The sequence below is a fragment of the Petrachloros mirabilis genome, assembly GCF_975968855.1.
In genome coordinates, this window is the sequence record NZ_CDLUDY010000044.1 from 1 (window position 1) to 23,699 (window position 23,699).

21 protein-coding genes, 1 tRNA gene and 1 pseudogene are annotated in these 23,699 nt (G+C 54.1%); all 23 read right to left on the bottom strand.

Features of this window, described 5'->3' with window-relative positions; genetic code table 11:
- Positions 1-351: hypothetical protein (locus tag ACWVCN_RS01720; protein WP_455243785.1), on the bottom strand; the 351-nt coding region annotated here is incomplete at its 3' end.
- Between the two features lie 82 nt (positions 352-433).
- Complete coding sequence (locus ACWVCN_RS01725) at positions 434-2,305, bottom strand: cytochrome ubiquinol oxidase subunit I (RefSeq protein WP_455243786.1); 1,872 nt, start codon at positions 2,303-2,305, stop codon at positions 434-436.
- Positions 2,306-2,330: 25 nt separating this feature from the next.
- Positions 2,331-3,317, bottom strand: coding sequence for a hypothetical protein (locus tag ACWVCN_RS01730; protein ID WP_455243787.1), 987 nt, complete (start codon positions 3,315-3,317; stop codon positions 2,331-2,333).
- 3 nt (positions 3,318-3,320) lie between these two features.
- Entirely contained in the window at positions 3,321-4,433 is a 1,113-nt protein-coding gene (locus tag ACWVCN_RS01735; protein ID WP_455243788.1) for a cytochrome b, read from the bottom strand.
- Positions 4,434-5,369: a QcrA and Rieske domain-containing protein gene (locus ACWVCN_RS01740; RefSeq protein WP_455243789.1), complete on the bottom strand. Its 936-nt coding sequence runs from the start codon at positions 5,367-5,369 to the stop codon at positions 4,434-4,436.
- 2 nt (positions 5,370-5,371) lie between these two features.
- A complete protein-coding gene (locus ACWVCN_RS01745) occupies positions 5,372-6,169 on the bottom strand; it encodes a c-type cytochrome (RefSeq protein ID WP_455243790.1) in 798 nt (265 codons plus the stop codon).
- A 51-nt stretch (positions 6,170-6,220) separates the two neighbouring features.
- Positions 6,221-7,924: a cytochrome ubiquinol oxidase subunit I gene (locus tag ACWVCN_RS01750; RefSeq protein ID WP_455243791.1), complete on the bottom strand. Its 1,704-nt coding sequence runs from the start codon at positions 7,922-7,924 to the stop codon at positions 6,221-6,223.
- Between the two features lie 38 nt (positions 7,925-7,962).
- A complete protein-coding gene (locus tag ACWVCN_RS01755; RefSeq protein WP_455243792.1) occupies positions 7,963-8,586 on the bottom strand; it encodes a c-type cytochrome in 624 nt (207 codons plus the stop codon).
- A gap of 199 nt (positions 8,587-8,785) precedes the next feature.
- On the bottom strand, positions 8,786-9,367 hold the full coding sequence (locus ACWVCN_RS01760) for a hypothetical protein (protein WP_455243793.1): 582 nt from the start codon (positions 9,365-9,367) through the stop codon (positions 8,786-8,788).
- 189 nt (positions 9,368-9,556) lie between these two features.
- Positions 9,557-9,946, bottom strand: coding sequence for a hypothetical protein (locus ACWVCN_RS01765; protein ID WP_455243794.1), 390 nt, complete (start codon positions 9,944-9,946; stop codon positions 9,557-9,559).
- Positions 9,947-10,020: 74 nt separating this feature from the next.
- Positions 10,021-11,037, bottom strand: a complete 1,017-nt coding sequence (gene hpnH / locus ACWVCN_RS01770) for an adenosyl-hopene transferase HpnH (RefSeq protein WP_455243795.1) — start codon at positions 11,035-11,037, stop codon at positions 10,021-10,023.
- 432 nt (positions 11,038-11,469) lie between these two features.
- A tRNA-Cys gene (locus ACWVCN_RS01775) sits at positions 11,470-11,544 on the bottom strand.
- 72 nt (positions 11,545-11,616) lie between these two features.
- Positions 11,617-12,801, bottom strand: a complete 1,185-nt coding sequence (ispG, locus tag ACWVCN_RS01780) for a flavodoxin-dependent (E)-4-hydroxy-3-methylbut-2-enyl-diphosphate synthase (protein WP_455243796.1) — start codon at positions 12,799-12,801, stop codon at positions 11,617-11,619.
- Positions 12,802-12,847: 46 nt separating this feature from the next.
- Positions 12,848-14,797, bottom strand: a complete 1,950-nt coding sequence (dxs, locus tag ACWVCN_RS01785) for a 1-deoxy-D-xylulose-5-phosphate synthase (protein ID WP_455243797.1) — start codon at positions 14,795-14,797, stop codon at positions 12,848-12,850.
- 156 nt (positions 14,798-14,953) lie between these two features.
- Positions 14,954-16,060, bottom strand: a complete 1,107-nt coding sequence (locus ACWVCN_RS01790; protein ID WP_455243798.1) for a DUF3187 family protein — start codon at positions 16,058-16,060, stop codon at positions 14,954-14,956.
- Complete coding sequence (locus ACWVCN_RS01795; RefSeq protein ID WP_455243799.1) at positions 15,984-17,045, bottom strand: BamA/TamA family outer membrane protein; 1,062 nt, start codon at positions 17,043-17,045, stop codon at positions 15,984-15,986. Before ACWVCN_RS01795 ends, ACWVCN_RS01790 begins: the two co-directional genes overlap by 77 nt.
- A 165-nt stretch (positions 17,046-17,210) precedes the next feature.
- Positions 17,211-17,855 carry an MlaC/ttg2D family ABC transporter substrate-binding protein gene (locus tag ACWVCN_RS01800; protein ID WP_455243800.1) on the bottom strand — a complete coding sequence of 215 codons (645 nt, stop codon included), beginning with the start codon at positions 17,853-17,855 and terminating at the stop codon, positions 17,211-17,213.
- 54 nt (positions 17,856-17,909) lie between these two features.
- Entirely contained in the window at positions 17,910-18,353 is a 444-nt protein-coding gene (gene mlaD, locus ACWVCN_RS01805) for an outer membrane lipid asymmetry maintenance protein MlaD (RefSeq protein ID WP_455243801.1), read from the bottom strand.
- A gap of 13 nt (positions 18,354-18,366) precedes the next feature.
- Positions 18,367-19,125 carry an ABC transporter ATP-binding protein gene (locus ACWVCN_RS01810; protein ID WP_455243802.1) on the bottom strand — a complete coding sequence of 253 codons (759 nt, stop codon included), beginning with the start codon at positions 19,123-19,125 and terminating at the stop codon, positions 18,367-18,369.
- Between the two features lie 96 nt (positions 19,126-19,221).
- Positions 19,222-19,983, bottom strand: a complete 762-nt coding sequence (locus tag ACWVCN_RS01815; protein WP_455243803.1) for an MlaE family ABC transporter permease — start codon at positions 19,981-19,983, stop codon at positions 19,222-19,224.
- A gap of 18 nt (positions 19,984-20,001) precedes the next feature.
- On the bottom strand, positions 20,002-20,838 hold the full coding sequence (locus ACWVCN_RS01820; RefSeq protein WP_455243804.1) for a phosphorylase family protein: 837 nt from the start codon (positions 20,836-20,838) through the stop codon (positions 20,002-20,004).
- Positions 20,835-23,012 carry a squalene--hopene cyclase gene (gene shc / locus ACWVCN_RS01825; protein WP_455243805.1) on the bottom strand — a complete coding sequence of 726 codons (2,178 nt, stop codon included), beginning with the start codon at positions 23,010-23,012 and terminating at the stop codon, positions 20,835-20,837. Before shc ends, ACWVCN_RS01820 begins: the two co-directional genes overlap by 4 nt.
- Before the next feature lie 193 nt (positions 23,013-23,205).
- Positions 23,206-23,699, bottom strand: a pseudogene (locus tag ACWVCN_RS01830) (hypothetical protein); the annotation flags it as partial.

A 23,699-nucleotide genomic window follows, 5' to 3' on the forward strand; every position in this document is an offset into this window, starting at 1 on the left:
AATGAATTCGCGCGTCAATTTTGCGCCGATGCCTTTGAGATCCGGACAACGGGCTGACTCGCTCGGACCGATCGAATGGCATAGGGCACATTGCCCTTTGCTAAAGAAAATCTTCTGCCCGATTGCAGCCATATCAGCCGGCGTCTTGACCGTCGCGATGTCGAACTTCTCTTCCGCCGGCGGCAGCGATGCCATCTGGGGAACGGCCAACGCGACGAGAGAGAATAGCCCGAGGACGATCACAACGAACCCGATTACCCGAGAGAATTGGGATTGGATGAACAGGAGAATGGCGATCCCAACTCCCACGACCGAGATCCCTATCAACTGCAACAACGCGACTTCACTCATAAGCGTCCTTCGGTTCGCAAAATAGAAAATACGAATGAGGAACGTGGCATTACTGACCACCACATTCCTAATTTGTCATTCGTCATTCATCTTTTGGTTTGACAGTTCCATTGTCCAGACCAGGAGCTCCCCCGGCCATCGCCGGCACACCATGCGGCAAGGCTCCCTTGCCCCCACTGCCACCCTCGGCCTTTCCTTTATCACCCATAGTCGCCACCCAGAAGATGAACGCCACCAGCATGCAAAAGAGGAAGGTGTTCAACGCCATGAAGGCCGCTGCATAGCCTAGCGCGGGAGAATAGGCATATTCTGACGAATCACGCATCACACCGTAAATATGCCAGTGAACCCGAGAAGATGAGCGCGCGTAGCCCATGAGCGTCATGAGCAGGATGACCATGACCGCGTTCAGCACGAGCGAGTACCCGGCCCGTGGCGGCATTCGGCCCCAGACCATCTCCGTAGTCGTCTTGGCGCTTTTCAGCAGAACCGCTGTGAGCGGTGTAATGGTCAGCATCACGAACAGCACGATCAAGACCTGGGCAACTGAAAAATAATTGATCCGGACGATGGCTGGAACGAAATACCCCCAGACACCCAATATGATTACGACGATCGCGGCCACGATTAGCACACCGCCCATGAACGCCTTGGCCACTTTGGCCCAAGTAGCCGTTTCCTGCTTTCCCGCACGCCAGTACATGATAAAACTCATGAAAGTGACCAGAATCATGAGGTTGGCCACGGTCATCTTCGCCGACATAACGCCGAAGACACCAAGCAAGGGATGGTGCGTCCCGCCCATCTTTCTCGCCTCCTCCAGACTCGCGACCAGCGAGTGGGGAGTCATCCAGACGCCAAGGGATACCAACAGGATGATTAGCATCCCCATAATGGGTTTCTTGTATTGCACCTCTGAGCCGGGTATTCGATAGGTTATGCCGAGCCAGAAATAGTAGTTCGCGCCAAGAAAGAGGACTCCGATCAGCATGGCCTGAAGAATGAAGAGCCAGGAAAGGAAGCCACCCATCAGCGTGATCCCCATCTGCTGGTTGTATTGATAGACCTCCCGCATCAGCCAGTATCCGGCAAACGGCAGTGGCAACATTCCGAACACACCGATGAAGTTCCCGACGTATCCCATCCAGTCATAGTGTTCGCGTTCTTCGGCATTTTCTGCCGAGAGGTAGCGAATTCCGGCGTAAGCTCCGCACATGAAGCCACCCAGCACGACGTTCGCGATCAAGCGGTGAATGTTCACAGGCCACCAGGTCGGATTCCATGTCGCGGCCCATGCTCTGGCGAGATCGGACCCCTCCGCAATAACGACCGGGCTCGCTTGGAAAGTGGCCCATGAGTTCGGCACGATCATGATGAAGAAGGCAAAAACGTTGAGCAGGAACCCCAGGAAAAGATGGAAGGTCTTTTTCCCCCCGCTCTGCATGGCATCCCACCCGTACCAATAGAGGTAGAGCGTGGCGGTTTCAACTAAGAAGAGCATGCAGTACACGATGAAGGATGGGAAGAAAATGTCCGTCAGGTAATTCATTAGCTTGGGATAGAACGCCACCAGGAGGAACAGGAGAATGCCACCGAAGAGAGCGGTCGTGGCGTAGGATGAAGTCAGGAGCTTCGTAAATTCCTTGGCGAGCTTGTCGTAGCGCTTCTCCCCTGTTTTCCAACCGACGACTTCGCACAGCCAGGCAAAAATCGGCACACCCAATACGAACCCGGCAAGCAGGAGATGCAACTGCGCGATGATCCAGATCAGGTTGCGACTCCCGATGCCTGGGATGTCGCGATACTCAGTGGGGCCAGCTGCTGTCCCCTCTTCTGCGAACCCGAAAGAAGGAAGGGCCAAACAGGCTGCCGCAAGCAACAGACCCGGGAGCCATCCACCATGACCATTGAAGGTCTGGAAGAGTCGCTGTATCAATCCGCCCTGGTGTCGCATGGCACTCACCTCTCCATCTCGCAGATTACTGTTTCTTTGGCGCAGGAGGAGCCGACTCCTTCCCTGCCTTTTCTTTTCCTTTGTCCTTGCTCTTCCCCGTTTCCTCTCCGGCCCTTTCCATCTCCAACTCTTCGATTTGTGTCGTCAACTGAGTGATCAACTGTTCATCCCTGTCCAAAACTTCGACGGGATTAATGGGCCCTTTAGCTTCTGCTTCCGGTTTTTTACAGCACTCGTGTGGATGAGGCGTCGTCACCGGCAAGGCGGCCCAAAACAGGAACGACAGCACGACACCAGCTCCCGTGATGGCCGTCAACATCAAACCCTGATCAGCCGGAACCCGCATAAGATCCCAGCGGGTGATCAGGCCTTGATAGCTTTCCTGTGCAGGCTGAGCGGAATCCGCCATTTTTCGTATCATGCGGCCGACGATCGAGACTCCAATCAGCAGCATGATTATCAACACCGCAGAGGACACGGACCCCCATATGGTCAGCTCGAGGGAGATCCGTTCGGCTACGGGAATCCCTTTGAACATCTCAATTTCATCGAGTGATTTAGCGATGTCGATCGAGGTCGATGTGACGGTCCCCACGACGAGCCAGAGGATCGGAAGATAGATTGCTCCGATCAACGCGGTCTTCCACCATAGGGACAATCCGAGCCCACCAGGAGGCTCCTTCCTGAACTTCTCCAGAAAGAAGGTCCGGCCGACGACGCCTAGCGCCCAAATATCGATAGGGATCGAGAGTAAGAAGAGAAGAGGAATCCCGGCCCCTTCGCCAATATGTGAGTCCAATGCCGCGGAGAGAGTTGGGAGTGCAAAGACGGTGACGGGGCTTGATAGGACCGTGAGGAACGCCAAACCGATGCGATTCTCGAGATGGATCATTCCCAGAGCGAGAAAGAGGACGGCGATACCCAACTTAATAGGAATCCCGGTCCAAAACGTCGGCCAGAGGACGCCTAATCCGATCTTCGTGGGAGACATGGAATCACGTTCGTCAGCCATTGCTTAGTCCAAGAACTCCCGGTTAATGATAGCGGAAACTGTAAATAGCAGAATCGTGACCATGACGACGATCCATCCGATCAATGAAACGGGCCGTTTGAAGATATTTCGTTCGGGATCTTTATCAATAAAAGGCAACGCGGCCAACAATGCCATGAAGGCTCCTGGTAAGGCAATCGCTCCGAGGAACTGACCAAACTCGCCCGCAAAGATTTTCAGGCGCAGCAATTGGAACAAGAACAGGAAATACCATTCCGGCTCCGGATGGTAGTCGCCGGGATCGGGCGTGGCTTCTTCCAACAACACCACCGGCTCCCAGAACGCTAATCCACAGATACTGGCAAACACGATGGCCATCCCGACGATGTCTTTCCAAATCTGACGCGGGAAGAAATAGTCCGTCTTCGCCTTGATTTCCTCTGGAGTGCCTCTGAACGGTCCAGCTGGGCCCGCTGCTCGGAAGAGGAAGAGATGCAATCCCGCCAGTCCCATTAAGGCGGCTGGGAGAATCATCACGTGGATGACGAAGAACCGGCTCAGAGTCATCTGTCCAGGTATCGCTCCCCCCTTCAGGAAGCGAGCCATGAAATCGCCGACCACCGGCGTCTTGTCCATGATCTCAACGCCGACCGTCGTGGCCCAGTAGGCCCGCTGGTCCCAGGGAAGCAGGTACCCTGTGAAGCCGAATGCCATTACGATACCGAAGAGCGCCAGACCGACGAGCCAAATCATTTCCCTCGGCTTTTTATAGGCTCCCCAGAGAAATACCTGCGACATATGCGCAAACACGCAGACGACCATCGCGGTCGAACCCCAGAAGTGGTAACTCAACAGAAACCATCCGTAGTCGACGTCATGGATGATGTATTGCGTGCTGGCGTAGGCATGATCGGCCGTTGGCACATAGTAGAACATCAAGAGGATGCCGGTCACGGCCTGCATGATAAAGATGAACAGGAGCACAGACCCAAAGACATAGGCCCAGCGCGAGCCGCCTGGAACCGGCTCGTTGAGCATCTTCGCCTGTATCTGCTTAAGACCGACGCGCTCGTCGACGAAGGCAATGACTTTTTCAAGTGCGGTCGGTTCTGTGCCGGGAATACTGGAATGTTCCATTTAGATAATCCGAATCTGCGATTTCGTTCCCGCCTTGAATTCCATATCGATGATCTCGACTTCGCCGCTCTTTGACACCTTGATCGGCAACGGATCCAACGGCCGCGGAGCCGGACCGTCAAGTACCTTGCCCGCTGCATCATAGATGCTCAAATGGCACGGACAGAGGAACACCTCCCCGAGAAGTTTGTGCTTCCTCCATTTGTATCCACATCCAAGGTGCGGACATTTTCCGGAGAAGGCCACGTAAGGAATATTCTGCTTGTTTGTCCAGAGTTCCCCCCCCTTGGCATCACGGAACACCATGTCATTACCCTCATAGATCTTTTCCAGAATGGGGGGCGTGGCTTTCAAAATCCATACATTCTTTTCGACCTCGGCTTCCGGCATATAGGCTTCTTTGACCATTTTTTTGTACTTGAACTGCACACCGATATCTTCCTGCTTGATCTTGCCCACGTTACCGATTTTGAGCCAACCGTTCTCAAACGGCGTATACATCGGCTTCATCAGATAGCGCAGGATCGGATAGGCGATCGGCAAGCCGATCAAGAAGCCAACCACGTGGGTGAGATTCATAAAAAAGGTCCGCCGCTTGACGCTCTTTTCCAATTCGGGGAACGGAACAAGCACCTCGCCCGGCGTGACGTGAACCTTTTCCTCCAGGTGAGCAATCTCTACCTCGTGCGTCGTCACGTAATCGTCCCGTTTGAATGGCGGCAGCGCGGCGATGTCGGAAGAGGCGGTCCGAAGCTCCACCAAACCTTCCATCACCGATTGCACATACCCCATATCCACTTGGCGATCACCGCTCCCGTTCATAGAGACGACGATATGGCTGATCTCGTGCGAAAGCGGATCCACCACAACGTTGGTCACTTCTCCGATTTCGCGATCCGTGCAACGGACCTTTGATTTCAACTTCGGCTGCATCATGATTATTGTTTGATCGGCTTCGGGGTATTGACCGCTGTATTCTTGAACGTACTCAACCAGGTCGCGAGAGCGACGACATCCCTTTCTTCCATGAGATCTCGATACTTATCCGGCATTTTTTTCTTCTTGTATTCCTTTTCGAAACCCTCTGCCATCCAGCTCTTGGGATCCAAGATTTTCTCGGCGATTTGCTCGACCGTCATATAGCTTCCTATGTTGTCGAGCTCAGGACCACGCTTCTTGCCGCCTTGGCCCCTGAGCTTGTGGCAGTTGTAGCATTCCTGCAACTCCCACTGCTCTTCGCCATTTTTCATTATGTCTCCGCCTGCAGTTCCGCTAATTGCAGCAGAAAATCCGCCGGTGCTCTGAGCCACCGGTGCCTGCTCAATTCCCAAAGCCCTTAATCGGTCGGCCAGCGCCTTTGTACGCTCATCGAGCGCCTTTGCTCGCGCAATCAGTTCCTCCGCCTTCCCTAGCTCGCTTGCAGCCCGCTTGGCTCTCAGAAGCTTTTCGATCTTGCCCTTTTCATCCTCCGGGTCATATTGAGGCCAGAGGGACGCACCGGCAATGTATACGACGCAAAGAACGATGTAGAAGACAATTAACGTGCCGACCGCCTTCCCCCCGCTCATCGGTTTGAGGCTCGGAGCGTCCAGTATCAGGAACACCACGGTTCCCAGCATCGCATACGCGAAGAACATCCAGCGGAAGATGACGGGAAAGCCCAGCAGCATCGTTCCAATCCAGAGGCCAGCACCGATAATTAGTCCTATTGTGATTTTTAGAATTGCCTTCCCCATAGCACTCCTCGTGATTGGCCTTCGGCCGCCACCATCAACAGCGGCGGTCTATTATTTTGCCCCAGAAGGGACGGGACTTCCCTCGTGGGCATGCTCCTTCGGATGCGACGCCCTCAATGTCACGATAATGGCGAAACTCACTACCGCGTAGAACACGACGGTAATACCCGTTATGTACCAGGCTGAATAGGCCAAGGTCGGCGTAAATGACTCTGCGGTGAAATCGGGAAGTAGGTTGTACGTATGGAAATACTTCCGCAGTAAGGACCGCACCGCTCCCATCAACCCCATCGTCCAAATCGCACTGAAGGCCAAGAAGATCAATACGAACTGAGAGACAAAATCGATTTTGCCCCACACGATGGTCCCCTGACCGATGGCGCGATTGTAGATGACATAGTTCACGACGGTGACGAACACCAAAGTAAAAGCGGCTGAATTCTTCGCCGGCATGAGGGCGAGGAAGTTCCACTCCGACGGCAATTCCAAATGCTCGACCAATTTGTAGCCGGTCGGCACAAACCCATGTGGCGTCATCCAGATCGCGTTCCCGACGACGACCATCAGGAATCCGACTTTGATGACAGTTGCCGAGGATACCGTGATCGGAATAAACCGGCCAAGAATGACAGGTGCCAGCAACATTGGTAACAGGAAGGCAAGGGACATGGGATTGGGAACCGGATAGATTGTCATGACATGAGTCATCACAAGAGGAAGCGCGATCATGACAATCGGCGCGAGAATGGTCATGCGAACCCTCTCCACTCCCTCGATCCGTTTCATGCTCAGCCAGATATAGTAATTACTGGCGAGGAAGATGAGCCCGATCATTGCTCCCTGCATCTCGAAGAACATCGACAGCTGATCAGCCATCATATAGGGGCAGATCGAAGCGTCGTAATCGCACAGCTCATAAGCGAGCAAGTAGCCCATGAACGGAAGGAATAAGAGCGCTCCGACACCAATCAGGTTTCCGACGAACCCCATCCAGTCATAATAGGAGCGTTCTTCGTCCTTGTTGGCTCCCATATACATGTAGGCGGCGATCAGGCCCGCGACAAACCCACCGAAGGTCACGTTCCCCACGAGACGGTGCAGATTAAGCGGCATCCAACTGTAGTTGAATATCTTGTCCCATAAGGTAGCTGTCGCCAAGAAATCCGCAGGCGAAACCCCTTCAGCCTTCACCGGCGTGTTCATGAACGACGTAGGCCCGTCGATCACAAACAGTGTAATCGTGCCGATCAGATTCAAGAGAACCCCTAACGCAATATGACGGGCCTTCTTTTCTCCTTTCCAGGCATCCCACGTGTAAAAATACAAATAGAGAACGACGGTTTCGCCGATGAACAGCAGCGGATAGACGACCGCGAAGATCATAAAGAAGTGATTGATCAACCAGGTTGTGAATTGCGGATAGGTGGCAAGTAAAACGAAGATAAACAAGCCGCCTGTCAGCGCCGTCATACTGTAAAGAATGACGGTTACCTTGGTGACCTCCTTCGCCAACCGATCGTAGCGAGGATCCTGCTTCCTAAAACCCAGCCATTCCGAAATCACGACGAAGATGGGGGCGCCGAGGATGAACCCCGCGAACAGGATGTGAAGTTGGGCGACGATCCATACCGCTGTCCGGTTGCCTGTGTAAGGAAATTCCACGGGTGGAGCATCAGGCGCTTGTGCATATGCCGCTCCTCCGAACAGCGCGAGAAGCGCAAAGAGACCTATAAGACTGCGCTGCCATGTTTTCATGATGATTCGCCGCCCCTCCTCACTGGATTTAGATAAGGCTATTTGCCCTCCGGAGCCGCTGCCGGCGCATCCGCCGGGGCCTCAGCAGGTGCTGCGGCCGGTGCTCCTTCCTTCGTTGCCGCAGGTGCCCCCTCGGCCGGTGCCTCCGCAGGTGCACCCTCTGCCGGTGCTGCGGCCGCTGGAGCTTTGCCGACATCAGCAGAAGCTACCCAGGATTTCCTGGCAGGATCCCACCCTTTTCCGGACAACCCGAAGTTCCGTTCAAATAAGACCAGCTTCCATCGATCTTCCTCCGAGAGCTTGGTCTTCCAGGCCTTCATCTTGGTATTCGGAACGCCTTCAGAAATCCGCCAGAACCACACGGAATCAGAGTAGAGCTTCATGCGGTCAGTGGTCCGGAAGTCCCGCGCGCCGGCCTTGACCGGCTTGCCATCCTTACCATGACAGCTGGCGCAGTTTACATCGGGGTTTGTTTCCCCGATAAAGAGCTTCCGGCCTTCTTCTGCCTTGGCATCATCCGTCCACCAGCCTTCAGGCATGTGCTTATCGGCATATTCACCCGGAGCAGGCGGGGGCGGAACGATCGGACCCTCTCCTCTCTCTCCACAACCCGCTACGATCAAACCCAGCCCAAACACCAGAGACCATCGTGCGATCTTCATATTGACTTTTGCTCCTTTCTTCTTTTCCTCTTCGTTCGCAATCGACACACGGGAGACGAAAAAAAACGCTTTTACCGAAGGCTTACCCCTTCTGCAAAAGCGTCAAATCTCACGAATCCCTTGAAGCCACGCGTGATGCCCCCGCCATGTCAACTGACCGATTCGGCGAGGTGCACAGCAGCCCCACAGTCCGCCTCGGTTATTTCTTCCGCTTCCCCTGCGACTTTCCTCGTCTCTGCTCTTGTTTCCGCTTGTATCGAAAAAGTTTGGTCCCCACGAAACCGCCGACCGCCGCAGCCGCCGCCCCCAAGACGATAAATACCCAGGTCGGTGGCCTTCCATGTTCGGAAACACAGCCGCTGCCGAAATTGACCTGGATCTTCCGTTCCGATTCCAGATCCTTGGGGTCAAACACAACTTTCTGCTGCTGCTGCTCCCCCTTCGCCTCAACAAGCAGCGGATCACCAAGATTTTCGTTATGGAGATGGAAGGTGGCTTTGTAGTACCCATCTCCATCGGTCTTAACGACCTGCCCATACGAAATCTTGGTATCTTTCACCAAGACATCGGTGTCGGCTATCCCATTACCATCAGTTCCACAGACAAACCCTTCGACTGTGAACCGATGGTCCGCTTCGTGCGTGGCCCACACCCACGAAGGCGGTGTCGCAACCAACACAGCACCGGCGACTAACCCTAACCCTATGATCTTCCTCTGCCGCCTGTACTTCAAACTGAGCTGAAACCTCGTCTGCCGAATACGCGTTTTATGGTCGGACAACAGCACGCCTCGCCAATACGAGTGCGCCCAGTTTTAAGGCCGATGTTTCTAACACAGGCCCTTTGGGATGTCAACGAGAAGACAGCGCTATTTGCCGAATTGACAGAAGCCCTTTGGAGGCTCGTTGAGGCAACTGGCTGATGTGGGAGGATGTAATTTTGCGCCGACCTGAAGAAGTAGAAGTGCGGTTTACAGATACCCTCTAGCCCTTGCATCTGCCTCAACCCGCTCGGCCTCCGCGCGACGCTCCGACTCTTTCTTGGAGACCCAAGCCTCCCACGACTTCCCGCTTGCGGTGTCCTCGCCCGTGAAGGCAATGGAGACGATAGCGGAATACGCTATGGTTCGAGGAGTAGGCTGGTTTTCTGGAAAGAATTCAAGGGAGGGATTTTGGTCCTTTGCGTGCCGATTGAAGAGATAGCCCGCAACAGATTCCCCCGAGGTCAGCATGAGCGTGACATCGCCGCGGTAATCAAAGGCCAACTCGACAGCCTCAGCAATTTCAGCTGCAGACGACGGACGGAAGACTTGTCCTTCAATCGAGCCACCCACAACGGTGTGATTCTTGGTATCAGTCATCGTCTAATCACGAAAGGTGAAACATGAGCGGTGAAAGGTTCCCCAAAAACTCCTGATCGTAATGGCCTGGGCCATCATCGAGAGGTCGGTAACAGCGTCAACTTTGCCGTTCTCGCAAAACCCGAAACCGTGCCGAACGTATCGCTCACCGCCGACGCTTCGTATCCACAATGAACCATGCACTCGGCACACTTCTCGTTCTTACTTGTGCCATAATCCTGCCACTCCGTCGCTTCGAGCAACTCGCGGAAGGTTTTCGTATAGCCTTCCTGCAAGAGATAGCAGGGTTTCTGCCAACCGAACACGTTATACGTCGGATTGCCCCACGGCGTGCACTGATATTCCTTCTTCCCCATCAGGAAATCCAAGAACAGGGGGGACTGGTTGAACTTCCAGGTCCGTTTCGGGCGGCTCAGGATCTTCGAGAACAACTCCCTGGTTCTGGCCTTTTTCAAGAAATGCTGCTGGTCAGGCGCCTTTTGGTAGCTGTAGCCGGGCGAAATCATCATCCCCTCGACCCCCAGATCCATCATTTCATCGAAGAACTGCCGCACCCTGTCCGGATTCGCATCGTCAAAAAGCGTCGTATTGGTCGTCACACGATGACCTAGTCTCAACGCTTCCTTAATCGCCTTGACGGCAATCTCGTAGACTCCGTCCCGGCAGACGGCCAAATCATGCTCCTTCTTCAAACCATCCATGTGCACACTGAAGGTCAGATATTTCGACGGCTTGAATTCCTTGAGCTTCCGTTCCAACAAGATCGCATTGGTGCACACGTATAGATAGCGTTTCTGGGCCACCAACCCTTCCACGATCCGTCCGATTTCAGGATGGATCAGAGGCTCGCCACCTGGAATCGCCACGATCGGGGCACCACATTCTTCTGCCGCCGCCCAACACTGCTCAGGAGTCAGCCGCTTGTCGAGAATATGGTCGGGGTATTGGATTTTCCCGCAGCCGGCACAGGCCAGATTGCAGCGAAACAGAGGCTCGAGCATCAGTACGAGCGGGTAGCGCTGCACTCTCTTTAGCTTCTGGGTGAGCACGTACGACGCCACTGTGTACATCTGGGAAACCGGAACGGCCATTCCGCTCTCCTTGGTTCAATCTGTATCGATAACGGCAGCGACATGCCGCCTGTTTAGTAGGATGTAAACGTCGGGAATATTACCACTGCTCTCCCGTCAAGGTCAATTTTCGCCCGTATCAGCATCAGTGGAACTGCCAAAGAACAGCACTGTTCTAACTGCCCTTCCACTATGGTCAATATGGTCAGGAGGCTCGAGGACAGGATCTGAGGAAATGACTGGGAGGGCAGAAACAGAGGTGTTTATCCCGCGGAGTCAATATCGGAGAGGCTTCGCCTTAAGAGCCGCGGGGAAGCTACAACGAGTAAGAACACTGGAGGGTTTCATCCGCGCGCGCGGGTCAACCAGAAAAAGCACTGGTGGTGTTTATCCGGCGGCGACAATAAAGAGGAGCTTCGCTCGATGAGCCGCCGGTACGCACGAAGTGCGGTTTGGAGGCGCCGAGCGGGTTCGAACCGCTGCATCGCAGTTTTGCAGACTGCTCCCTTACCACTTGGGTACGGCGCCTCTTGAGAAGGCGCATTATAGTCTGAGATAACGACGAGAGGCTAGGGGCACGGGCTACTGAAGACAAAAAAATTAACGTTTGTTTGAGAGGACGGGGATTTCTCTCCCAAGGGTTGAAGGCTGGCTTGATTCCGGCGCGAGCGATTCCCACTCGCTAGCATTGGAAGTAACCTTTTCGCCGCTCCCTTCCACTTCCTTTTCCTTGGCCATGATTTCGACTTCGTGAATCAACGTGTCCATCAATTGATCCATCGGGACTTTCCTGACGAGCTTGCCCTTCTTGAAGAGAATCCCCTTCCCTTCCCCGCCGGCAATGCCGATGTCCGCTTCCTTCCCCTCGCCGATGCCGTTCACGACACAGCCGAGCACCGACACGTTCAGCGGAGTCTTGATGTGGCCAAGCTTCTTTTCCAACTCGTTGGCCATCTTGACCACGTCGATCTCGACACGGCCACAGGTTGGACAGGCGATCACATTGATGCCGCGATGCCGGAGTTCAAGCGATTTCAAAATCTCGAAGCCGACTTTCACTTCTTCGACAGGATCGGCCGCTAAGGACACTCTCAACGTATCACCGATGCCCTGTGCCAACAGATACCCGAGCCCCATGGCCGATTTTACCGCACCGGTCATGGCCGTACCCGCTTCCGTGATCCCGATATGCAGCGGATAATTCGACTGCATCGCAAAAAGATAGTAGGCGTCAATTGCATGATGCACATCGGAGGCCTTGAGAGACACCTTCATGTTCGTGAAGCCGACGTCTTCCAGCGCACGCACTGCGTTGAGTGCTGATTCCGACAGTGCTTCGGGAGAAGGCCAGCCATATTTATCCAGCAACGGCCGTTCTAGAGAGCCGCCGTTCACACCGACGCGAATCGGAATGCCGTGGTCGTTCACCGCCTTGAGGACTTCTTCAACTTTCCACCAGGCGCCGATATTTCCGGGGTTGATCCGGACGCAATCGACGACCTCCGCCGCTTTCAATGCCAACCGGTGGTCGAAATGAATGTCGGCGATTAAAGGCACCGTCATTGAGGCTTTGATCTTCGGAAGTGCAGCAGCGGCTTCTTCATCAGGCACAGCAACACGTATGAGCTCGCACCCTACTTCTTCCAGTCGGTGAATCTGTTCCACCGTGGCCTGAACGTCACGCGTGTCGGTCGAGCACATGGATTGAACAGAAACCGGCGCATCCCCGCCGATCTTCACATTCCCGACCTGAATCTGCCGCGTCTTTCGTCGAGCGATATGCATGCAACTACACCCTTAGACCCTTACTCCTAAGCCCTTGCGTTCACTACTAACTTCCCTGTTCGTCACCGTGTGGCAGATGATCGAGCCCGACTGTAAGCAGATCCTTTTCTCGCAAGCTCGCCGGACTCTTGCCGACCAATTCCTTCACACTCTGATAGATGCCCTCGGCCGTCAAACCGTACTTTTCTCTCAGCAGGTCCTGAGGCCCTTGCTCAATATACCAATCCGGCAGTCCGAGAATCTTAGTCCGGACTCCAGTGACTCCCGCCTCCGATAGAGCTTCGAGGACGGCAGACCCGAAGCCGCCTATCTTACAGCCTTCTTCGACGGTTACGACATACCGAACCTTCTTGGCAAGGCCGACAATCAGTTCTTCGTCTAACGGTTTGGCAAAACGAGCATTGATCACCGCTGTCGACAAGCCGTCTTCGCTGAGTCGCTCCGCCGCTTTGACCGCTTGCCACACGGGAACGCCGATCGCCACGATGGCGATGTCCGTTCCTTCCCGCAGCAATTCGCCCTTCCCGATGGGAAGAACTTCCGGACTCGCGTCCATCTCGACCCCCAGGCTCACTCCGCGCGGATACCGCACAGAAGCCGGCCCATCGTGAGAAAGACCGGTTTTCAACATGTGCTGCAATTCATTTTCATCCTTTGGTGCCATCACAACCATGTTCGGCATATGCCGCAGATACGCGTAGTCGAAAGCCCCGTGGTGTGTTGTTCCGTCTTCGGCCACCAAGCCGCCGCGGTCAATACAGAATGTAACCGGCAGATTCTGTGTGGCGACGTCGTGCACGACTTGATCGTAGGCCCGCTGCAAGAACGTGGCATACATGGCCACCACCGGTCTCATCCCTTGCGCTGCCAAGCCCGCGGCAAATGTAACTGCATGCTGTTCTGCAATTCCGACGTCGTAGATTCGATCAGGAAATTCTTTTTCGAAGATATTCAAGCCAGTGCCCTCACACATGGCCGCAGTGATAGCAACAATCCGTTTGTCCCCTCGGGCCAGTTTTGCCAAGGATTCAATGGCGATTTGCGTATAAGATGGGCGGGCAGCTTTTTTTGCCGGCGTGCCCGTCTCCCGGACGAACGGCGGACAGGCGTGGAACCAGACGGGATTCTTCATGGCCGGTTCGTAGCCCAATCCTTTCTTCGTGATCACATGCAGCAGCACCGGCCCTTTCATCTTCAGCACATTTTCCAATGTGGGCAGGAGGTGCTCAAAGTTGTGCCCGTCGATTGGTCCTGCATAGCGGAAACCGAGTTCCTCGAACAAAAGACCAGGGAGGATCGCCCCCTTCGCCAGCTCTTCCGCCCGCCGAGCCAGCTTTTCGACATCGAGTCCGATGTGCGGGATCTTGCGTAGCAACTGGCCGGTTTCTTCCCGCATTTTGGTATAGAACTCGCCGGTAAAGGTTCGATTCAGGTAGGAAGAAATCGCCCCCACGTTCTTGGAAATCGACATTTGGTTGTCGTTTAAGATCACCAGAAAATCTTTCCCAAGTCCTCCGGCATGCTGCAACCCTTCCAGCGTCATACCCGCCGTCATGGCTCCGTCGCCGACCACACAGACAACCTTATGCTTCTGCCCAAGCTGTTCACGGGCCTCCACCATTCCGTACGCCGCGGACACGCCGGTTCCAGCATGGCCTGCGTTGAAGGTATCGTAAATGCTTTCTTCCCTCTTGGTGAAACCGCTCAACCCGCCATACTGCCTGAGCGTATGGAACTGCTCACGACGGCCCGTCAGCAACTTGTGCGTATAGGCCTGGTTGCTGGTATCCCATACGATCTTGTCATCCGGAGTATCGAGCAAATATTGAAGTGCGACGGTCAATTCAACGACGCCGAGATTTGATGCCAAATGCCCCCCGACATTGGATACGACGCCGATGATCTGCTCACGGATCTCCTGGCACAGCGCAGGAAATTTCGCGGGAGAGAGTCGCTTGAGATCAGCAGGGCTCTTGATGGTCTTCAGGATCGACATAGTCGTCACTCCTTTATGGGCAATGAGATAACGGCGACAAGAACTGAGAAAGGGTTAGGGCAGCAGCAATGTGGCTAGCATAAGTAGCCGTCAGTCTCACATAGAGGTTCCATGATGTCAAGCGGTTAGCGTAATCCGCCTCCCTTTCGGTCAAAGTCATGACCGAAACCGGTAGGTGACGAGAGTGGCCAGGGTAAAATCGGCAGCGCTCCCGGTTATGAAGTCGACGTTTTCAACCCCGTAGACTTGCCATAGCCAGCGGGGAGCAACACGGTAGTTGAACCCTGCGACGACTTCGGTAACTCCCTTATCGAGCGCCCGCAAGCCGATCCCGTGAAAGGGAGGGGAGTAATAGTCAAATTGCAGCGTCATTGAAAGATTACCCGACCAAAGATACTCGACCGCGGCCAGTCCTGAAATTGTGGGCTGGAGTGTCATACCTGCAATACGGCCTGTTGGGAAAACGCCGTTGAGATTGCCATAGAGAATGAACCGACTCAGCAGCGACTTTTCCGCGGCGAGACCGATTCCAAAATCAGGGCTTCCGCTCCCGAAAAACTCTCCCTCATTCCCCGTTGGAAGCTTGATGGCGGCACGAAGGGAAAAAGCAGGAAGCGTCGAGGTTTCTGAGAGGAGCTGGTACTTTGTCATAACCGTGGTATCACCGAGTCCCAGTGCCCCTTCTGAACCACTTACGACCTGCCGCCCGCCCCGCGAAAGGGCGTAGTGATAACCCGTGTTTTCCAACCCCGCTCTGGCTGGAGCCAGACCCGTCGTTGCCCGTTCGACGGTTTTGATTGCCCCTTCCATGAAACCTCGATAGCGATAGAGCCCTGGAATTTCCACTGCAACTTCGATCGTATCGGTCGCCCCATAACGAAGGAACAGCCCAGTGCGCAATGTCTCGAATTTCGCCGTGGCAGCGGCAGACGCGGTTTGTTCATTATAGATCGAGGCGGTATTCGCAACTTCCAGACGCACATCCAGCGTCCCTTTGCGCAAAACAGCAGCACGATCTCCCGGCATGTTGAGGACAAGTTGATGAAGGGGATGAAAGTTTCGTACTGGGTAGGGGCCGAAACCATCCGCGTTCACGGGTTCAGCATGAAATACCATTAAGAAGAAGGCGCAGGCCCACACCGCCCAAAGAACAGACGCGCCCCTGCGTTGCCGCTCTCGAAGCGTGTCAGTAGGGGAAATTAAGGCCCGCAAAGATCGCGCCACCCTCTTTACTGAACCCATAGTCGATCCGGCCAACGACATTTGGTCGAACAATCCCCCGAAATCCTATACCGGGAGTCATACGATAATCTTTAAAGCTGACGTCTTTATAGCTGTTGAATACCTGTCCGGTGTCCAAGAATGGAGCAAACTCGAAATCGGCTGATACCCCGGCAATCTTTGTCCTCCCAATGAAGATGCGTTCTTCGATGCTGGCTGCTATAAGATGCTTGTCGATATAACGATCGACTCCATAGCCTCGAAGATTATTCTGCCCCCCCAAAGAACTCTGCTCGAAGAACGGCACCTGCGATCCCAGAGTGGCTTGCAGATTAGCACGGACCACCAAAATCGCGCGTTTTGATTCGCTCGGGAAAAGCTTCTTCACTTCTAAATCGTATCGTGAATAGACCGGATGATCCCCGTTCCTGACATTCTGATTGAGCTCCGCATAGGCAGAGACAACCATCCCATCGGTTGGTGTCACCAGATTGTTTCGCGTGTCATAGAAAAACGAGGCCCTATGCCCAACGATAATCGACTCCCCCTGTACTCCATCCACTGTTGGAAACCGATCACCGGTGAAGGGAAGGTCCGTCGCACCCTTTTGAAGCCGCACTTGCCGGAAACGCTGGCTGATCGCAATCTGCGTCACTTCGTTCGCATAGACTCCGAACCGCCAATTCGCCCGAGCTTCCCGCGCGGTATAATTCGTTTCATCCGCTTCCACGGTCGTCTGTCCCAGTCCGAAAAACCGTGAAGTGGCGTTCTTGAAAAAGGATCCGCCGAAGTTCAGAAAGTATCGTCCGTTGCTGAATGCGGGATCCGTGTAATCGAACACCAATTTGCGCTCGATTTTCTCAGTAAACGATCCGATGAATTGCATCTGCCGGCCACCGGTATCGTAACGAAATAGATTGAAGGTACCTCGAGTCCCGACGATCGAGTTTTTGATGATCATCGGCGCCAACAAGTATTTCAACTCTCCATCCGGATCGCTGACCAAGATGGGGACGATCAAACCCACGTCACTGCCATCGTTCTTCGAAGTTGAGGCAGAGGGGATGGGAAATATCTGGGTGTCAGCGCAGGCAAACTCAGCCCACCAGCCTCCGCCCCCTATGAACAGGCACGAAAGAAAAACGCAGATGCCGCGCAGGGCCACCATCATGAAGGCAAGTCTCAGGCAGAGTTACTGGGTCTTGATCTTTTCAGATTTCTTCCGGAGTTGATCGATCAGTTCTGCGTAGGTTCCGGCTCGAAGTATTTTCGTAAACTGACCACGGTAATTATTGACCAAACTAACTCCATCGACGACGACATCGTAGACGCGCCAGACTGAAGCTTTGTTCAACATACGGTAGTCCAAGGGAATTTCAGTCTTGCCCGTCAAGACTTTCGTGCGGACCTCGGCATAGTCCTTTTCGGTCCGTTCATTGATATATTCCACTCCTTCACCGGAATAGGCTTCAACCTTGTCCGCGTAAGAATTCACCAACAACGTTTGGAACAAAGAAACGAACTCTTCCTTTTCCTTATCGGAGAGTTTAGCCCAGGGAGCACCTAATGACCTCCGGGACATTTCTTGATAATCGAATCGATCCCCAACTACTTTTTCCAACAATTCCCGCCGTTCGGTTGCCTTCGCAGGCTGCTTTAGCTCTTTGTCATTGAGGATTCTCAGCACTTCATCGATAGTGCTTTTCATGGCGTCGGTCGCTCCACCAGCCCACGCGCTTTGCAGATTAAACGCCCCAAAGACGACGGCCAGCGCCACGAGTCTCCAAAATATCCTGCCCCCGGCAATCTTATTGTTAGTGACGGAACGGTTGATCATCTGTTTCTCCGTACTCCCTTTCTGGTTTCCATTAACAAGCAATCATCTGAACAATCAGTTCACTTTACCATGTACGTATTGACTCACCAACTCTTCCAAATCTAAGCCGGATTCCGTGTCGCGAATCGTATCACCGGGCTTCAACGGATCGCCACCCCCGCCCGGCGACAAGGACAGAAATTTTTCGCCGATAATGCCACGTGTCTTGATCGAGGCGATCGTATCAGTGTAGAGGTTCACGTTGTCGTTCACGGCCAGTGTCACCGCTGCACGATCTTCGTCGAGCGTAATCGCGCGCACCCTTCCCACTTCCACCCCGGCTATTTCTACCGCCGACCCAGGCTTGAGGCCAGACGCCGAATTGAATTGGGCGATCACCTCGTAAACGTTCCCGCCGATGAGTTCCAATTTCCCTAGCTTGATCGAGAGATAGCTGAGACAGAGGATCCCGACGAGTACGAACACGCCGACGACAAACTCCATTTTGGCATTTCCCATCCCTTCACTCCTTTTATTTGCCTGCTGAAGCCCCCGGCAATACCACCGGCCCGCTGACGGAAATAAACTCCTGGATCTCCGAATCCGTGGTTTTGATGAATTCCGCGGGCGGGGCCATGGCCGCAATTTTCCCTTTGCGCAACATCGCCACAAAATCCGAAATGCCGAATATCTCGGGAATTTCATGACTGACCATGATCCCCGTGAACTGGAACCGTTGCTGCATAGCCAGAATCAAATCATGGATCGACTTGGCCATTAACGGATCAAGCCCGGTTGTAGGTTCGTCGAACAAGATGATCTCCGGTTCCATAACGAGCGCTCGGGCCAACCCAGCTCGTTTCTTCATCCCTCCACTCAATTCAGCCGGATACTTATGTCCCATCCCCGTTAAACCGACTTGATCGAGTTTTTCTTCGACCCGCCTTGCCACGTCCGGCCCCTTCATTCGTAACTTTTCGCGCAAAGGGAATGCCACATTCTCAAAAACCGTGAGCGAATCAAAGAGAGCGGCTCCTTGAAACAGCATGGCAAATCGCTTTCGCACTTCGTTCAATTGAGCTCCTCGGAGGCGTGAAATTTCCACGTGATCAACCCATACTTCGCCGCGATCCGGTTGCATCAGCCCGATCATATGCTTAAGAAGAACGCTCTTACCCTCACCACTCTTTCCAATAATAGTCGTGAGCTTACCGACCGGGACCGTCAGGTCAACGCCCTGTAACACGCGCTGCCCTCCTAAGGTTTTTTCAACACCGACTAGCTTGATCATTCAATTTCCGTGAGGCCGAAAGAGCCACGCATCCGCAGTCGTCCACGCGGCGATCCTAAGCAGGCCCCAGGCCCCACAAATTTTAATCGCCCGCTTCTACAGGAGCACCGATGTCAAAAAGTAATCCCACACCAGAATCAAAACGGACGCAAGGACCACAGCTTCCGTTGTGGCAGTCCCTAAACCCTCGGCACTTTGCTTCGTAAAAAATCCCTTGTAACAACAGATCCAACTCACGATCAGCCCAAAGCTGATCGATTTGAGAATGCCACCGTACACATCCTTCCATTCCACTGCCGACTCGATGGAATTCCAATAGGCGCCCCCGTTACCGCCCAAGAGATCCACGCCCACCAGGTAGCCTCCGTAAATCCCAACGACATCGAAGATCGCGACCAACAACGGCACACCGATGAGGCCGGCCACCAGCTTCGGTGCGATGAGATATTGGAGCGGATTGATCGCCATGGTATCCAATGCATCGATCTGTTCCGTGATCCGCATAATGCCAATCTCCGCCGTCATCGCCGACCCTGCCCGAGCTGTCACCATTAATGCCGCCAATACAGGCCCAAGCTCTCTGATCATACTTAAGGCCACTGCGGAGCCGAGCAAACCTTCGGACCCGAACTTCCGCAATGTGTAATAGCCCTGCAGCGCGAGCACCATCCCAGTAAATGCAGCCGTTAGTACGACGACGAAGGTCGACTTATACCCGATAAAATGCAGTTGCTTGACAATCTGAACAAATCGCAGCGGCGGCCTGGCCAACCACGCGAATGACGACAAGACGAACAGCAGCATCCGACCCATCTCCAGAATCACACCTACTCCCCAGCCCCCCAGTCGCTCAATCATGTTGTCCCTTCCGACCAATTACCCACAATGATGATTATCCCTCAAAGCGAATCCCCGCTCGCCGTATGCGGAACAGAACGCTGTCAGCTGGCTGGCTGCCCGGCGGCTTTGCTTTCTCAGTCGATTCAAACCGAAAAGACTCGCAGGATGGGTCATCAACTCGTATAGACCTTTCCTCCATGCACTTGGCCCCAGAAACGCATTGAAGTCAAGCGGAAGCTCCTCTTCCACCAAGTCCGAGACTGTACGAAGAACCAGAAAAGGGATTTCTCGCTCTTCTGCGACCTGTGCCAACGCCGCACTCTCCATGTCAAGCGCGACTGCCCCGGTTATACGGCGAATGGCTTGTTTGTCAGCTGATCGACAGACCACTCTGGCAGCCGATACGACCACACCGACTTTAGTTGCCATCCCAAGCTGATCTGCTAACGAGTGCATCCACTCGACGCGATCTTGATCGAAGATTCCGGCTTGGATTCCTTCTTTCCATGTCCCTTCGAAGGAAATCGATCTCGTTCCGGTACCGATAATAAGGTCCCCCACCTGTGCCGGCACCAACGCACCGGCAAACCCGGAGGAAATCGCCAGAGCTACCGAGTTTCGTTCCAAAACGGCACGTGCAGCGGAACGTGCGCACCGAGGTCCGACTCCTGACTGGACTAACCAATACGATCGACCGGCTGTTTGACCGACCAAACATCGTATGCCACCGACGGTTTCTTCCCCGTCTACCGGCAATGCGCGTCGCAAAGCAGCCAGTTCCCACCGCGTTGCGACAAAGAACACGACGGGGGTATTCGAGAAGTCGACATGATGCTGGAACCCGCCAACGAATGACGTCGGCTGAGAGGTCAACGATCAGCCCGATAGCACCCTGAAGCCAGAATCTGATCCCGCACTTCGTCGGCGCGCATGGTATTGCGCGTCCTCAGATTCCGATACATCGCAAGTGCCCACAGAGGGAAATACTGGCAGTACCAGTGATACCGGAGATAAAAGACGCGCGGGAACCCGGTGCCCGTATGCATGATTTCTTCCCACGACCCGTCCTTCATCTGATGGCGGAGAAGATATTGGATCCCACGCGCGACGCTGAATGAATCCGTCATGCCGGCTGACATCAAACCCATGAGGGCCCAAGCTGTCTGCGACGGCGTGCTGTCACCCTTCCCGGCCGATTCTTGCTCAGCATAGGAAAGGCAGGATTCCCCCCATCCTCCGTCCGGATTCTGTTTCGACTCGAGCCAGGCCACAGCGCGTCGGATATATGGTTGGGACAAATCCTCACCGATAGCCCGAAGCCCAGCCAATACCGACCATGTGCCGTATATGTAATTGACCCCCCATCGACCATACCAACTTCCGTCCGGTTCTTGCTCATGCTTGAGAAAGGCCAGTGCGGGAGCCACGGCCGGATGCGACTGGTCATAGCCCAAAGCCGCAAGCATCTCAAGACAACGGCCGGCCAAATCTGCCGTGCTGGGATCCAGTAGCGCATGGTGATCGGCGAACGGGATGTAGTTGAAGACGATTCGATTGTTGTCCTTATCGTAAGCGCCCCACCCGCCGTCTGAACTCTGCATCGCGACGACCCACGCGGCTCCCCGCTTGATGGAATGCTGCAGATCCGCCATCTGCCCTATTCTCACTTTTGAGAGGGCCATCAACACCACGGCTGAATCATCCACATCCGGATAGAGTTCGTTTTCATGCTGGAAATACCACCCTCCCGGATCGGCTTCAGGAGACGAGACTTTCCAATCGCCGATCGTTCTCGTCTGGCGAGACATCAAGTAGGCAGCTCCTCGCTGCAGGGCAGGATGATCCTGAGGCAGCCCGGCTTCAATCAATGCGTTCATCAATAATGCGGTGTCCCAGATAGGAGAATGGCACGGTTGCAAGTGCAATGCTTCGACACGCCGATCTTCTATCGCAACAGTGTCATAAATTTCCAAGTCCTCAATTTCCTGCAAAGCTTTGCGAACTAAAGGATCATCAACATGGTAACCCAAACATTGCAAGGCCATGATCGAATTAGCCATAGCAGGGTAAATCGCGCCCAAGCCACCGCTCCCCTTGATGTGCTCCAACATCCAGGTTGACGCTCGATGCAAAGCCTTCTCCCGCAGCCACATGAGCGGCATACGGTCGTAGAGTTTCAGCATGGCATCCAGGGCGACGAAGAAATTGTGTGGGGTAAACCACTTTTGGTCTTTATTAAACGGAGGGTACTTCCAATAGCGCAGGTCTTTGCGCGGAACCACGTAGAGTTCGTCAATCCCCTGTTCCTGTGGAATACGGCACACCGGGCTGTGGGCAAACACGATCAACAACGGAATCAGCACCGCACGAGACCAATACGAAATGGCGTAAATATTGAAGTAGAACCACTTCGGAAGCAGCATCAACTCAACAGGCATATGAGGGATGCCTTCCCAGTCGTACTGGTCGAACAACGCCAAAGCGATTTTCGTGAAGACATTAGCCTGAACGACTCCGCCCTTTGCGCGGATACATTCACAGGCGCGCTGCATGAAAGGTTCCTCCGCCGAGATGCCGCTGAGCTTCAATGCAAAGTAAGCCTTAACGGATGCACTGATTTCGGATGGCCCGCCGTAGTGGATCGGCCATCCGCCATCAGGCAATTGCGTCGCCCGAAGATACTGCACCGCTTTCCGTTCGCGCTCAGGATCGACGCGATCGAGGAATCGTCGCAGCATGAGGTATTCGGATGTGAGCGTGGTATCGGCTTCGAGTTCTGCAACCCAATAACCTTCGGTTGCGTGCTGCCGGGCGAGAAACCACGTTTGACTGCGCCGAACGGCGTCATCTATGGCGTCGAGCTGACTGCCTACCTGATTCGTCGCCCGCCTCATCAATGAATCAGCGGTCGGCATTGCACCAGACTTGTCCGAGACCAGTCGAAGGGGGGGTTGATTGGAAAGTTCAACCGAATGCTTCATCTTTTGCGGAACACCGATGAATAAGCTATCAGAGAGGCGATCGAGGATCGTTCGAATTAAATTCATAGGCATTCTGTTTTCGAAAAGGAGGCACCAGAAATCACTGACGGGGTGCTGTAAGCGAGCCCGAAGTTCCCACACACCCAACCGTCGGCTCCTCGGGCCTAATTTGTGGGGATATAACAGACGGCCTGTTTGAAGTCAAGCAAACGGATGCCGGAAGTGCCTGAACTACAAAGGGTTTGACTGCTTGGACCGGCTAGGCCGGTTGTAAATCACTGAGCCTCACCGACACCAGTTTTGAAATCCCGGGCTCCTCCATCGTCACACCGAACAATGAATCAGCAATTCCCATCGTTCGCTTGTTATGCGTGATCACCATAAACTGGGCGTCTTGAGCCAAATCACATAAAACCGCCGTGAATCGTCCGATATTTTCTTCGTCGAGCGGCGCATCAATTTCATCGAGGATGCAGAAAGGCGTCGGCCTGATCAAGAAACTGGCGAACAGCAGCGCCATTGCGGTCAATGTTTTTTCGCCCCCTGATAGCATGGTGATATTTTTTAATCGCTTGCCAGGAGGCTGCGCCACAATCTCCACACCCGGTTCCTGCGGCCCTTTACCTTCGCCGTTTTCCTCCGCTGGCACTTCCACCAACTGGAGTTCGGCACGGCCGCCCGGGAAAAATTTCGTAAATACTTCGCCGAATTTTTCTTGCAACTCCGCGAACGTTGTCGCAAACATATCCTTTG

Excerpts from the sequence above, each read along its gene's own strand:
- ACWVCN_RS01725 (WP_455243786.1), bottom strand. The coding sequence starts at position 2,305 with ATGCGACACCAGGGCGGATTGATACAGCGACTCTTCCAGACCTTCAAT.
- ACWVCN_RS01730 (WP_455243787.1), bottom strand. The coding sequence starts at position 3,317 with ATGGCTGACGAACGTGATTCCATGTCTCCCACGAAGATCGGATTAGGC.
- ACWVCN_RS01735 (WP_455243788.1), bottom strand. The coding sequence starts at position 4,433 with ATGGAACATTCCAGTATTCCCGGCACAGAACCGACCGCACTTGAAAAA.
- ACWVCN_RS01740 (WP_455243789.1), bottom strand. The coding sequence starts at position 5,369 with ATGATGCAGCCGAAGTTGAAATCAAAGGTCCGTTGCACGGATCGCGAA.
- ACWVCN_RS01745 (WP_455243790.1), bottom strand. The coding sequence starts at position 6,169 with ATGGGGAAGGCAATTCTAAAAATCACAATAGGACTAATTATCGGTGCT.
- ACWVCN_RS01750 (WP_455243791.1), bottom strand. The coding sequence starts at position 7,924 with ATGAAAACATGGCAGCGCAGTCTTATAGGTCTCTTTGCGCTTCTCGCG.
- ACWVCN_RS01755 (WP_455243792.1), bottom strand. The coding sequence starts at position 8,586 with ATGAAGATCGCACGATGGTCTCTGGTGTTTGGGCTGGGTTTGATCGTA.
- ACWVCN_RS01765 (WP_455243794.1), bottom strand. The coding sequence starts at position 9,946 with ATGACTGATACCAAGAATCACACCGTTGTGGGTGGCTCGATTGAAGGA.
- hpnH (WP_455243795.1), bottom strand. The coding sequence starts at position 11,037 with ATGGCCGTTCCGGTTTCCCAGATGTACACAGTGGCGTCGTACGTGCTC.
- ispG (WP_455243796.1), bottom strand. The coding sequence starts at position 12,801 with ATGCATATCGCTCGACGAAAGACGCGGCAGATTCAGGTCGGGAATGTG.
- dxs (WP_455243797.1), bottom strand. The coding sequence starts at position 14,797 with ATGTCGATCCTGAAGACCATCAAGAGCCCTGCTGATCTCAAGCGACTC.
- ACWVCN_RS01790 (WP_455243798.1), bottom strand. The coding sequence starts at position 16,060 with ATGTCGTTGGCCGGATCGACTATGGGTTCAGTAAAGAGGGTGGCGCGA.
- ACWVCN_RS01800 (WP_455243800.1), bottom strand. The coding sequence starts at position 17,855 with ATGATCAACCGTTCCGTCACTAACAATAAGATTGCCGGGGGCAGGATA.
- mlaD (WP_455243801.1), bottom strand. The coding sequence starts at position 18,353 with ATGGGAAATGCCAAAATGGAGTTTGTCGTCGGCGTGTTCGTACTCGTC.
- ACWVCN_RS01810 (WP_455243802.1), bottom strand. The coding sequence starts at position 19,125 with ATGATCAAGCTAGTCGGTGTTGAAAAAACCTTAGGAGGGCAGCGCGTG.
- ACWVCN_RS01815 (WP_455243803.1), bottom strand. The coding sequence starts at position 19,983 with ATGATTGAGCGACTGGGGGGCTGGGGAGTAGGTGTGATTCTGGAGATG.
- shc (WP_455243805.1), bottom strand. The coding sequence starts at position 23,012 with ATGAATTTAATTCGAACGATCCTCGATCGCCTCTCTGATAGCTTATTC.